This window comes from Neobacillus sp. plas4 (assembly GCF_057221695.1).
This window is the reverse complement of sequence record NZ_CM170152.1, coordinates 1,199,586-1,212,336: the sequence shown is the minus strand read 5'-3', so window position 1 is coordinate 1,212,336 and position 12,751 is coordinate 1,199,586. Positions and strand designations below refer to the sequence as shown.

General features: G+C 40.3%; 9 protein-coding genes. 2 read left to right on the top strand and 7 right to left on the bottom strand.

Going from position 1 to position 12,751, the window contains the following annotated elements; all coding sequences use genetic code 11:
* Positions 1 to 64: 64 nt before the first annotated feature.
* The 5 genes from AC2TFD_RS06095 to AC2TFD_RS06075 form a co-directional block, all read right to left on the bottom strand.
* Positions 65 to 1,264, bottom strand: coding sequence for a glycoside hydrolase family 88 protein (locus AC2TFD_RS06095; RefSeq protein ID WP_484675279.1), 1,200 nt, complete (start codon positions 1,262 to 1,264; stop codon positions 65 to 67).
* Positions 1,261 to 2,694 (bottom strand): sulfatase family protein, encoded by a 1,434-nt coding sequence (locus AC2TFD_RS06090; protein WP_484675278.1) that lies wholly within the window; start codon positions 2,692 to 2,694, stop codon positions 1,261 to 1,263. The genes AC2TFD_RS06095 and AC2TFD_RS06090 overlap by 4 nt, the downstream gene beginning before the upstream one ends.
* 15 nt (positions 2,695 to 2,709) lie before the next feature.
* A complete protein-coding gene (locus AC2TFD_RS06085; protein WP_484675277.1) occupies positions 2,710 to 3,579 on the bottom strand; it encodes a carbohydrate ABC transporter permease in 870 nt (289 codons plus the stop codon).
* A gap of 31 nt (positions 3,580 to 3,610) precedes the next feature.
* On the bottom strand, positions 3,611 to 4,510 hold the full coding sequence (locus AC2TFD_RS06080) for a carbohydrate ABC transporter permease (protein ID WP_484675276.1): 900 nt from the start codon (positions 4,508 to 4,510) through the stop codon (positions 3,611 to 3,613).
* Between the two features lie 106 nt (positions 4,511 to 4,616).
* Complete coding sequence (locus tag AC2TFD_RS06075) at positions 4,617 to 5,918, bottom strand: ABC transporter substrate-binding protein (protein WP_484675275.1); 1,302 nt, start codon at positions 5,916 to 5,918, stop codon at positions 4,617 to 4,619.
* Between the two features lie 116 nt (positions 5,919 to 6,034).
* Between AC2TFD_RS06075 and AC2TFD_RS06070 the strand changes: the two genes are divergently transcribed.
* Together AC2TFD_RS06070 and AC2TFD_RS06065 are read left to right on the top strand one after the other, a co-directional pair.
* Entirely contained in the window at positions 6,035 to 7,543 is a 1,509-nt protein-coding gene (locus tag AC2TFD_RS06070) for an ATP-binding protein (protein ID WP_484675274.1), read from the top strand.
* A gap of 40 nt (positions 7,544 to 7,583) precedes the next feature.
* Positions 7,584 to 8,267: a response regulator gene (locus tag AC2TFD_RS06065; RefSeq protein WP_484675273.1), complete on the top strand. Its 684-nt coding sequence runs from the start codon at positions 7,584 to 7,586 to the stop codon at positions 8,265 to 8,267.
* Positions 8,268 to 8,315: 48 nt separating this feature from the next.
* Here the strand turns inward: AC2TFD_RS06065 and AC2TFD_RS06060 are convergent, their stop codons facing one another.
* A complete protein-coding gene (locus AC2TFD_RS06060) occupies positions 8,316 to 11,543 on the bottom strand; it encodes a chondroitinase family polysaccharide lyase (protein WP_484675272.1) in 3,228 nt (1,075 codons plus the stop codon).
* Between the two features lie 189 nt (positions 11,544 to 11,732).
* A complete protein-coding gene (gene lacD / locus AC2TFD_RS06055; protein ID WP_484675271.1) occupies positions 11,733 to 12,746 on the bottom strand; it encodes a tagatose-bisphosphate aldolase in 1,014 nt (337 codons plus the stop codon).
* Positions 12,747 to 12,751: the final 5 nt, after the last annotated feature.

Here is a 12,751-nt window from a genome sequence, read left to right as displayed (position 1 = left end):
CCTTTCAAATCCTTTTAGGATAGGAAACGCCAGTCACTCTTGATGTTTCCCTATCCCGAATATCTTACCAGTACATTTTCCAATCCTTAACAAGACGAATTAATGCTTCAAAATAATAGTAGTCGCCCCAGATACAGCTCTCATCGACACCACGGCCGCCGGCTTTGTAGTATACGGCATGCTTAAGGATTCCATTTGCCTCGCTATCGATATCGGTACGATAGTTTTCATATAAAGACTGCACCATCTTTAATGCTGCATTTTCATAGATTTGTTTTTCCGGGTCAGTTAATGGCAAGTGCTTTGCCATCTCAAGCATGCCGCATATTGTGATCGCTGCTGCAGAGCTGTCCCGCTCCTCATCGCCTTCGGTAAAAATTAAATCCCAATAACAAATCTCGTCTTCCGGCAAACGGTTCAAATAATAGTTAGTCAGCTTCTTTGCTAACTCAACTAAACTCCAATCACTTGTGTAATTGTAGCTGAGCGGGAAACCGTAGATCCCCCATGCTTGCCCGCGGGCCCAGCAGGAATCATCGGAATGACCTTGATGGGTATTTCCGTACAATGGTTCACCAGTCTCCGGATCCATGTAATACGTATGGAAAGTGGAGGCGTCTTCGCGGACAATATATTTGGCTGCCTGCATGACATGACTTTCAGCAATTTCGCGATATACTGATTTCCCTGTAACTTCCGTTGCCCAATAAAGTAAAGGCAGGTTAAGGTTGCAGTCAATAATCATCCGCCCGCGCTGCTTTGGATCATTAAGATCTCCCCATGCCTGAATAATCCCAGCTTTATCGTAATAGCGGGTAATTAACAAATCTGCCGCCTTTATTGCAATTTCCTTTGCTTCTTCATTGCCGGTAAGCTTATAAGCGCTGACACAGCTCAATGAGTATAAGAAGCCTAAGTCATGGTGGTCAACCTCTATTCGTTTTTCCAAACGTTCCTTAAAACTTTGAATCTGCTTCTCCGCAACCTTCCGGTATTTTTCATCACCTGTATATTCGTAGGCAAGCCAGAGCATACCAGTCCAAAAGCTTGTCGTCCATTCTACATTTTCAATCGGTGGATAGATAAGATCTACACTGTTGGAATCAGGAAACTTATCTGTAAATAAATCGAGGCTTTGATTGATTTTAGCCAAAACATGCTCAATCGCTTTTTCAACAAAGGCACGGTCTATAGCTGGGCCTTTTGTAAAACGAACACTGTTCTTAATTTCTTCATTGCGTACTTCCTTAACTAGTACAGTCATTTGCAATACTCCTCTAATTTGTAATAAAATGGGTCTTTCATATCTTTCAGCCAATGTTGCAGCTTCCTTTCAAGACCCTCTGCAATCAGATGATCGGAAGGATTTTTGATATGCTCTGGATGTAACTGATATTTATCCTGTTTCAAATCGTATAGCAAGCGAATTCTTTCATCTTTAGGAGAATAACCATGGTGAATCACATAGGTGAATTGGTCTGTTCGAATGCCTCTCCATCCAAATTGGCGATTATCCAATCCAGCTTCACGGAAGGCTTCAATCGCCTCCTTTCTTCCCGGATAAGCGCAAATAAACGCTTCTTTTGGACCTCCAGTTTGCTGGTTTACAATGAATTCCGATAGATCTTTCCCCTCAACACTTCTAGGAATCTCTAAATCTAGAAAACTAAGCAAAGTCGGCATAATATCAACCGTATTGAGTAAAAGATCTGTCTTCGTTTGTGGAATTACATTCGGCCAGCGAATAGAAAATGGGACACCAATCGATTCCTCAAACCAAACATGCTTGGCCATCAGACCGTGAGAACCCATCATTTCACCATGATCCGAAGTCAACACAACAATCGTGTTCTCTTCCAGCTTTTCATTTTTTAATAATTGTAGTATCCTCCCGAACTGATCATCAATTCCTGATATCGCAGCAAAGTAATTCAATTGTTTTTCCTTTAATTCTTCTAAGCCTCCGTCCACCTCTTCTCCGGTATGAACAGAGAAGCTGGAACCGGTGACATTTACGCGGAGTGTGATTTGATCCTTGTTATAAAGTTCCTTATATCTTTCAGGTACTTGATCAAAAGGACTATGCGGCGGATTCCAGGATAAGAATAAAGCAAACGGCTTATCGTTGGTCCGGTTTTGGATATATTTTAGTGCTTGGTCTGTTTCGTGCTCGACCGACCATTGGTTTACTTTAATTTTTTCCGGGCTATCCTGCCAGTAATGCGGAGAGAGATGCTCATCCCAAGCCCCATATGAATACCAGTATTGGAATCCGTGGCGTTTCGGTCCGGGAGGTGTATACGCATCCCACCCTTCTGCACCGGATTCCGGCTGCTCCGATACATTTAACTCCGGTAAATCCAGATGCCACTTTCCGATATAACCCGTTTGATAGCCGTTTTCTGCCAGCACGTCACCAATACCGATTTCATCTGGGCTTAACATAACATCTGCCCCAACCTTACAGTTCGTATAAACCCCCGTGCTGCTTGGATACCTCCCGGTAAGCAAGGAGGCACGGTGTGGAGAACATAAGGGAGAGCAGGTAACAGCATTTGAAAAAATCGTACCTTCTTGCGCGAAGGTGTCGATATTCGGCGTAATAACCTGATCTTCTCCTTCATACCCAACAGCCTGACGGCGCCATTGATCTGCAAAAATATAGATTAGATTCGGCCTTTGTTTTCTCTCCATATTCTTTCTCCTTTATTATTTGATTCCCGTATTGGCAACTCCCTTGATAAAATGATCTTGAGCAAAGAAGTAAACAATGATGGTTGGGATAACCGCCGAAACAGCCGCAGCCATTAGCAGTGCATATTCAGTGTTATATTGCGTTATAAAATGCTGGATACCCAATTGTAATGTATACAAATTATCGGAAGTTAGGTAGATTAATGGCCCTAAAAAGTCATTCCAAGAATGCATGAATGAGAAAATGACGAGTGTCGCAATAGCCGGTTTTGACAATGGCATAATGATGCGCCAATAAATGCCAAATTCATTCAAACCATCTATTCTAGCTGCTTCTAATAACTCATCTGGAATCGATAAGAAAAACTGACGGAATAAGAAAACTCCAAACGGATTAACTGTTCCCAAAATAATAAGTGACCAATGAGAGTTCACCAATCCAAGTTGGTTCATCAGCATAAATTGAGGGATCATCATTACCTGATAAGGAATCATCATTGTCGCTACATAAACGAAGAATATTTTATTACTTTCAGGGAATTTAATTTTGGCAAACGCATAGCCTGCAAGTGAACTATTGATAATAACCAAAATCGTTGTAATAACCGCAATTTTTAAGGTATTCAAGTAATAAAGATGAAACGGAACAGTTGTCCAAACATTTTTGTAATTTTCCCAGCGGAAGGTTTCTGGAATCCACTTAATCGGGAACCCAAAAATCTCCGTTTCTGCTTTTAAAGAAGCAGACAGCATCCAAACAAATGGCAAAACCATTGCTAACGAGACAAGAATGATAACAAGGTATCTGAGAATTTTTCCTATAGATATTTTTTTTCGACGTTTGGCCTCACCGGTGTATACGGGTGCTTCCGTAGCAAGATTCATAACTTCCATCCGCCTTTCTCTTGATTTTCCATTAATAATTCACCCATTTTTTCTGTCCTCTAAATTGAATGATTGAGATGATAAGAATGAGTAGGAATAACACGTAGGCCATTGCAGATGCATACCCATACTCAAATTGCTTGAATGCAGTATTATAAATGTCATAAACAAGCACATGGGTTGAACGGCCAGGTCCCCCACCGGTCAGGACATAAATTAAATCAAATATTTTAAACGAGTTAATGATACCAATAATGGTAGTAAAGAATAGAACCGGGGATAACATTGGCACCGTGATATTGAAAAATTTCCTGACAGGTCCTGCTCCATCCAGTTCAGCTGCTTCGTATAGATAATCTGGTATACCCTGAAGTCCCGCTAAAAATAGAATCATGTAATAGCCGACAGAATGCCAAATATATACGATAGAAACCGAGATTAACGCCCATGTTGGTGAAGATAGCCAGCCAGGCGGCTGTTCAATCCCAAGGTTCATTAATGCTCCATTTATGGGGCCCATTGTAGGATTAAAAATCAGCTGCCATACAGCTGCAACCGCAATCGTAGCTGTAACATAAGGTAGGAAAACAGCTGTGCGGAATATTTTAACAAAGCGGATTCCCTGATTTAATGCAACAGCAATTAACATAGAAAGAAACAAAGTGATGGGAACAGAGATAACCATGAAAAGAATGCTATTAATAAATGAAATTTTAAAATTCTCATCTTTTAATAATTGTTTATAGTTATCTAATCCAATAAACTCAACGACTCCGAAACCATTCCAGGAGGTAAAACTCATTAAAAAGGAAGCAATTACTGGACCTAGAATAAATAATACGAAGCCAATAATACTGGGGAGAAGAAAGGTATAAGCAATGATTCGATTTCGCCTAATGGTTTTTGACTTTATTTTTTTAGCAGGGTTCATGATAGATTTTCATCCTTTCTTAAAGGCTCTTTTCTTATACTCTGTTGCCTTAAAAAAAGGGGTACTGCTGTTTGAATAAACTAGCGCAGTACCTCACTTTTCTTTATTACTTTTCACCGTACTTACTAGCCCATTCGCCTTTCACACGCTTAGCGATTTCTTTAATAGCGTCATCTGCTGATTTCTGACCAAGTAAAGCAAGTTCTCCTTCTTGCTTAAAGATTTGATCAACGACAATATTTTTCACACCAGGCAGCATTGGATATTCAGAGTATTCTTTTGTTTCAAGGAAATAGTGAAGGTTTCCTGGTTTCTGTGAACCGTCACCAAGATAGGCAGCTTCAACATCTTTATCCATATATCCAGTTAAATATCCTTCAGAAGCAAGAAGCTCGGCGCCATCTTTCCCTGACATATACTTAAGGAATTTAAATGCTTCTTCTGCATGCTTTGTTTTTTTGTTCATCATAATCGTTACAGGCAATGCAAGTGATGTATTCTTTGCTACACCTTTTGGGTGTGGAATCGGGACAACATCCCAATCAAACTTAACAGTTCCATCTTTTTCCCCTTGACGAAGCTGAGCAACATGCCAGTCTCCAATGAGATTCATCGCAATATTTCCTTTTTGGAAAGCAGCGTTATAGTGTGCTCCTGTTGTTACCTGTTCAGACCATGGCATAATTGAACCGTCTTTTTCAAGATTCATCCTTACTTCTAATGCTTCTTTAAATGGTGTTAAATCTTTATCAATAATGGAGGAACCATTTTGAACTGCACTCATATACCAAGTTTGCGGCCACTGTTGTAAAAATGCACCATATACTTTACTTTCACCACTGCCACTTGTCATTTTCAATGCTAATTCACGGAATTCATCCCAAGTCATATCATCGCTAGGATACTCGACACCCTTTTCATCGAAAAGCGTCTTGTTATAATAAAGCATCCAATTGGATTTACGATATGGAAGGCTCAACACTTTTCCTTCATACTTATATGTGTCATACATTGAACCATATCCTGATACATCCATACCACTGTCTTTAATGTGCTGATCTAATGGTGCTACAATACCGGTATCAACCATATTGTCTAATTGACCAGTAAAAAGATCATATCCTTCACCGCCTGAAAGCTGCATACGGATTTTTTCATAATATTGCTGCTGTGGGAAAGTTTCAAATGTGATATCAATATTTGGGTTATCCTTTTTAAAGTTTTCATAGCCTTTCTTAAATACTGCCTCATCTGCTGGAAAAACTGCCATCTTCAAACTTACTTTTTCATTCGGATCTTTTTTCTCTTTCGGTTCAGCATTTCCTTTTTCAGACCCGCCGCTTGCACAGCCTGCTAAGATTCCAAGAAATAGAATAAGAATAGCTAGTAAACTGAATAACTTTTTCATTCTTTGTTCCCCCTTATTTTTTTTACTAGTTTGTTATATACTCAGTGTAAAGGTTTTCATTTTTTTAAATAAGTAGAAAATTTCTTACCCCCTTTTTCTAACTAGGAGTGACCAGCATGATTTTTCTATGCCTTATTTTCATGGTATTTCTAATCTTTTTTATCTATAAAAACCTTAGCAGCAGGTCTGTTTTCTTTTTATGCGCGTTAACGATTGGATGGATTATGGCGTATATTTCTTTCACCCTCTATCTATCAAAATTTAATTACTATTATAATATTGCTAACCAATTTATTGACCTTGGTCCTGGGACGTGGAGCCGTCTAGTATTAGGAAACTTTGATACTCATACGTTAATTCGGCTCTTTAATTTAGGAATTATCCTCTTCTATTTTTCCTATTTAAGTTTTTCTATTTCTTTTACCAACAATTTTAAGATTAGAACGAAATTGCGCTATATTTACTTGGCATTAGGCATTGTAGGAATCATACAGTTTCTATTTTACGACCCAAGTGTCAACCTCTACCTTCAGACATTAACCTCTGAAACGGAGATACTCATGAAGCAATACCAGCAATTCAGCAGAATAGGAGATATTTTTTTCCAGGCAGTCAATTATGCCTATCTCATTCTAAGTTTTGTCTTATTTGTCAGCCATTACATTCGTTATTACAAACTAAGGTCCATTCGTGAACATACACTTTACATGATGATTAGCTTACTGCCCATCACCTTTTTACAACTATTTGTTTTTTACTGGGCTCCTTCCAACTTTGTCAAAACCACCTTCAGTAAAAGCTTTATTAATTATTCACAGCCGCCGATTAATTTATTTTTATTGGAATATCGTTTTTTCCCGTTTCTAGCAATCGCAGCTATCGGCGTCATGCTCTACAATATTTACAAATATAAAACAAATGAGGCACGCTATTCAAATAGCAATATCATTACGAAGAAAAAGATTGATACTGCCTCTCTTGGGATTCGAGCGTTTACTCATGCCATTAAGAACCATCTACTGGCGATTCGATCGGAGGCTGAATACCTGCAAGAAAAATTCGCTGATGATGAGGATGCTTTATATAGCCTTAAATTAATTACCGATTCGTGTGAACATTCGTTTCAGAGTATTAACCAAGCCAATGAGAAGCTGAAGCATATCACGTTGAACATCAAATCCGTTCCTATCGACCACCCAATCGAAAAGGCGATTCAGCGTTTTCATTCAATGCAGTCTGATGTCGACTTCCAATTTGAAAAACTAGAATCAAGTATCCTTGTATATATTGATGAAGAAGAAACGAGCGAGGCGATCTATAATATTCTAAAAAATTCAGTTGAAGCACTCGGAAGTCGAGGTGGAACAATTACGGTTAGGTTAAACCGTGTGGACCAATGGGGGACGATTACAATTAGAGATAACGGTCCTGGGATTGCAGCCGAAAATGTAGATGAAATATTTACCCCCTTTTTCTCAACAAAACCAAGCATTACCAATTGGGGAATTGGTCTATCATTTTGTCATAAAGTTATAACAGCTCATGGAGGAAAAATTGAAGTGACAAGTGAATTAGGTAACTTCACACAATTTGATATTCTATTGCCACTGGTAAAGAGGGGATAAAACATACCCCTTTTTCCTATTTCTTGGGGGAGGTATTCATTTGGAAAAGATATATATTTTAATAGCTGACGACATGGAGGCCCATCGCAGACGGTTGGAACGAATCATAAACAGTGTGGACAACCTCTCTTTAGTTGCCTCTGCCAAAAGCGGCTACGAGGCCGTTGCTTTTGCGGCGATTAAGAAACCGGATATTGTATTAATGGACATTGAAATGGAAAGTCAGATGGCAGGGATTAAGGCAGCTTCCGAAATTCATAAAATTTTACCCGATACGAAGATCATTATGTTGACCGTCCATCAGGATAACAATATTGTTTTTGCTGCCTTTCAAACGGGGATTGTTGATTACTTGATAAAATCAGCCCTAAAAGAAGAAATTATCGAAGCGATTTATTCCGCTGCTAACAATCAGTCACCGATCCGGCCGATTATTGCGCAGAAAATCAGGCAGGAATTCGCCCGAATTAAAAAATCAGAAGATCAATTAACCCATTTTTTTAAAATCGTTGCAAACCTGACCCAATCGGAACTCGAGGTATTAAAACTGCTTTGCAGCGGCTTAAAACGCAAGGATATTGCAGAAATCCGTGCTGTTGAAGTAGAAACGATTAAAAAGCAAATCAGCAGCTTACTAAAAAAATTCGATAAAAGTAACACAAAAGAAATCATTACAGAAGTCAATGAACTCAAACTGTTTGAATTAATTGGGGAAATATCATAAGAAAAGGGATGGTACTTTTGCGTCAGCAAGTACCATCCCTTACTTTTATTATTTTGGCTCTAATACAACCTCTAATGGCTCGGCATCCTTGGAATCAAACTCTAGCACGGTTCTCCCATTTTCTGATGAAAGAATTCTGATACGGTTATCGTTGGATGTAATGGTCCATTCTCCTTCAATCGTTAATTTCATTGGACGCATTATGCTCTCTGAGTGACGCCACTGACGGGAATAAATGCTTACTTCTTTTTGCACCCCATTCTCATCATATTGGTCCTCCTCAAGCCCTTCATATAAACGTAAATCAGGGTCAACTGCACTTAAGACCAACTTTTCTCCATCCATTCGAGACATGACCATTGATGGGGTATCAACTGCACGCACGATTCCTTTATCAATTGATTCACTTGCTTCAAATAAAGCGTATCCCGTAATACCGGTAGCGCGGTCATATACAATATGCCCCATTCGATTCTGCTGAAGGATGTTGTAAGGAGCCTTGTCCTGTTCTTCCATCAAGGCAGCAAACCCAGCCATCTGATTTTCATTCGTATTCACCAAAACTGCGTACTGATAAATTCCATCCTTCGGAGCCTTACCATGGTCAATCCATGCTGTAGTAAAATTCCCGGATGTATCAGAACCATCCTTCTGGTGCTTAGACAATTGCTCTGTCCGTGAAATGGATATTGTTTGTCCAGCAGGCACATAAAATCCGTTCGCTTTATTATCAATCAGCCAGGCATTTTGAGTAAGGGCAATTTGGTTTTTATAAGGAAATTCGGTAATAGCGCCTGTTTTTGACATCCAAATTGCCTCTGTTTCTGATTCCATATGATTTTGGAACAGAGTGGTTTCTGTAGGATATTCAATGTTTTCATTTTCAATATCTGAACCGAGCGCAACAATTCGGTTGTCAAAAAAGAAATAAGACTTCCTTGCCCGATGGCTGCCATCATATTTAGGATGTTCATGCAGCTTCATCGCGAACATCCCATTTTGTCCTTGAAGACTTAAGCTTCCAGAGTAGGTTTCATCCGAAATCAACATTTCCTCAAAACCGCTGAAACGGTCTACATTCCGGACATCGGAACGTAATTTTCCAAAAGGCAGATGGATGGTTGTTGTTCCTGGCCAGCGGTTCCAATCCCAGCCTTCTTGCACATAACCGCTTTCCCTGTGATTGTATGCACCCATAATTTGCATCTGACCATAGGACATATAACGTCCATATAGATTGGCATTTTGATAGGTTTCATTCCCCCATAAGTAACGGCTATAGCCTTTCACACCAACAAGCCATTGGTCCTGTCTATGAATTCCAAGGTTAGCGTAATTCATGGACCAAAAACCATTAGGATCGGTTTCCGCTTCAATCCCCAAGTTTTTAAACTGACGAACGGTTGCATCTTCTTTATCTGCCAGCCTTAAATAAGCTGATGCCACTTCACGGTCAATTTGCTCCTTCCCATCAGGGGAACCTGCCAATGCCATATAACGGAATGGAGGCAGCACCAAAGCACCATTGCCATCCGGATGACGCCCAGCTACACTGATTAGCCACTGAGTTTTATTTGAATATAAACGCATGGCCATCAAGGCCTTTTTCAATGATTCATGGGCAGCTTCAGTTACTCGGAAAGGTCCGTCTGATAACACATACATCATCGGAGTGACACCATTGAAAGCATCCTTCGCATAGGCTGGGTAATGATTGGCATGATGATAGGCAGACCCGTCCTTCTTGAAGGCAGCATCTAATCCCTTTGCTGGTAGAAGTCCTTGAGACAGCCATGCAGTGAAGGATTCCATATCTCTTATTTTTTCCTTAGTATCATCTTGGACGAGGATACTAGCCAGCCGCCCATTTAAGGTTGTATTTAATATGTCAATATTACTTACCACTTCTTCTTTAGGCGTATATATTTCACCCGCTCCACTTAACCAAAAAAGTGTTTTTTGGGTACGGTCCAGTAGATTGGCTTCCCTCAAAACATCCCGCATCAGAAATGCAGAGGAATAAAACCCACGAATATTATATCCAAGGTGATGTATGGTTCCTTGCCCGCTCCCATCAACCCATCCCTGATCAAATAAATGGTCAGATAAATCAATGAACATGGATTTTAACTCATTTTTAATGACACTATCTTCGGTTGAAAGATACGTATTTGCCACTAAGCTCATAAAGTCAGTAAATTCTCGAAGGTCTGCTGTATTACTAAGCTCCTTAAAAGATGTTTTTAAGGCAGCTGGAACCTGGTCAAAATGTGGCATAAACAGGGAAGCCCCTTTGATTTCTTGTGCGTCTCTATTTAAACCATAGGTGTCAAAACGAGTACGGATGTCATCAAGTAAAGCATCGGTTACTTTTTGTTTCTTAAAGACCAATTCGGTAAACTTCGATTCTATTTTTCGGATGCCTGCTAAGTTGTCCAGAGTTACTTCTGTTTGAGGATCTGGAGGTGTAAGTTTGGAGTAATGCAAAAGCCCAAGCCAGTGAGCGTTTGCTGCTTCCATAATTCCCGGGTTGACAAATGGAACTTGTTGATCCGGTGTATGATGACGCGGGTCAATTGGAGTAGATAACATCATGGAGTCAAAATAAAGTGTTCCAGATTGTGATTCAGGAGCGACAATCGTCATTCGGTTCATATTTGGATGAGGAGTACCTTCCATATCACGTTCATATGAAACCCATGCCGTCCTCCATCCTGTAAAATTGAGGTTCATTTCAAACCAACTATCGACATGATTGCCTCTGCCGAATTGAAAGGTAACTATATCATTTACAGGCTTTTCATTATAGATCCAGACAACAAAGGTTTGAATTGATTGATCTTGGTTGTTTGCGACAAAAGGTTTATATCCCATTTTATCGTTAATCATTAGCTTGGAGCCTTTTGTATAATTCCATTTTAGCGAGTGCTTGCCGTCCTTGGAGTGACGGTCATCCATTTTAAGGGTACTGCCTTTTTCCGCTTTAAAAGTCTTGGGCACCCCATTTTCAAACAAATAGAGTGGAATTCCCAACGCATTTGCTTCATTTTCTAGCTGCAGAGCAAGTGCGGACAGTTCCTGACCGCCTATAGTCGTACTAGCGGAAAAAGTTCTTAGTTCAGAAGCTTGCGTTATAGGAGGTAATGTGATGAGCGGAACTGTTAAAGCTGCTGTAAGTGTTAAAGCTGCGAACCGTTTCCCATACCTCCTGCATTCATTTTTTAACTGGTTACTCCCCTTTTCAGATAGTTGTTGCTTGTCCATCGAATCTCTCATTTTCTATCCATCTCCTTTCCACTTTTGTAAACGTCATTCGCAAACGCTTACAGTTACCATTGTAGGGGAAACTTGTAACAAGGTAAGTGGAAAACTTTATACCCCCAGATTGCCGTAACACGCAGTGAGATTTTTGGCCCTAGCTGTAACCAAACACTAAAAAACACCGGGGGCTTTCCCCCCAGTGTGCTAGACCCCCGCTGCTTCACTGCGTTTAGTGGAGACTTTTTGAAACCATGAGCTGGCAGTATCCTTTAAAACAGTATTTAGTTCTTGGATGTTTTTTTTGCCTGTATCACGGAGCCAGGCGCGTCCTGCTTCTTCACCGACTTCCGCGAATGGTGCAACTCCATTCTTCCAGGTAGCACGGCCACATAAAACACCGTTAAAGGTGGAACCAGATTCCTTGGCAAATCTTAATGTCTCTTGGAATAATTCCGCACTGACGCCTGCACTTAAGAAGATAAATGGAAGCTGGGTTGCCTCGCTTTGTTCCTTGAAATATCCTGCTGCTTCTTCCCTCGTATACGCCACTTCACCGTTCGAGTATCCTTCGACAAAATTCATATCAACCGGAACCTCGACTTTTAATACGTCTACTTGATATTGCGGCTTCGAGAATTCTCTCATTGCCTCAATCACTTTATGCGGTTTCACTTTTGCATACTCTAAACTTTTCACATCTTCGTTTTTAGCATCGTAGCTGACAATCTCTAGGAAAAATGGGATGTCCTCTGCCGCACACTCTGACCCAACCCGCTCCATATATACATGCTTAAAGTCATTGATTTTTTCATCTTCATCTACATCGTAATAAAGTAAAAATTTCACTGCATCGGCTCCAGCTTCCTTTAAGCGTCTTACCGACCATTCCTCTAATAGATCAGGTAAACGGCCAACAGCATTGGCGTCATAACCTGTCTTTTCATATGCAACTAATAGCCCTGCTTCCGAATGGCGGGCTTTTGCTGCTGGCAGCCCATACTCTGGATCTAATAGAATGGAAGTAGCATATGGCGTCAATTCTTCAGAAACTAGTTCTTTGAAGCGGACGATCCCCTCATCGCCGACAGGAGCGGCACTTCCGGATGCAATCATTTTCTTTAATGAACCGCGTTGGTCAATGGCTAATGCCCCAATAATCCCATTTTCATCTGATAATCTTGTAAGAGCCGCTAGTTTGCTATCTGTTAGTTTTAACATCAGTC

Excerpts from the sequence above, each read along its gene's own strand:
- AC2TFD_RS06095 (WP_484675279.1), bottom strand. The coding sequence starts at position 1,264 with ATGACTGTACTAGTTAAGGAAGTACGCAATGAAGAAATTAAGAACAGT.
- AC2TFD_RS06090 (WP_484675278.1), bottom strand. The coding sequence starts at position 2,694 with ATGGAGAGAAAACAAAGGCCGAATCTAATCTATATTTTTGCAGATCAA.
- AC2TFD_RS06085 (WP_484675277.1), bottom strand. The coding sequence starts at position 3,579 with ATGAATCTTGCTACGGAAGCACCCGTATACACCGGTGAGGCCAAACGT.
- AC2TFD_RS06080 (WP_484675276.1), bottom strand. The coding sequence starts at position 4,510 with ATGAACCCTGCTAAAAAAATAAAGTCAAAAACCATTAGGCGAAATCGA.
- AC2TFD_RS06075 (WP_484675275.1), bottom strand. The coding sequence starts at position 5,918 with ATGAAAAAGTTATTCAGTTTACTAGCTATTCTTATTCTATTTCTTGGA.
- AC2TFD_RS06070 (WP_484675274.1), top strand. The coding sequence starts at position 6,035 with ATGATTTTTCTATGCCTTATTTTCATGGTATTTCTAATCTTTTTTATC.
- AC2TFD_RS06060 (WP_484675272.1), bottom strand. The coding sequence starts at position 11,543 with ATGAGAGATTCGATGGACAAGCAACAACTATCTGAAAAGGGGAGTAAC.
- lacD (WP_484675271.1), bottom strand. The coding sequence starts at position 12,746 with ATGTTAAAACTAACAGATAGCAAACTAGCGGCTCTTACAAGATTATCA.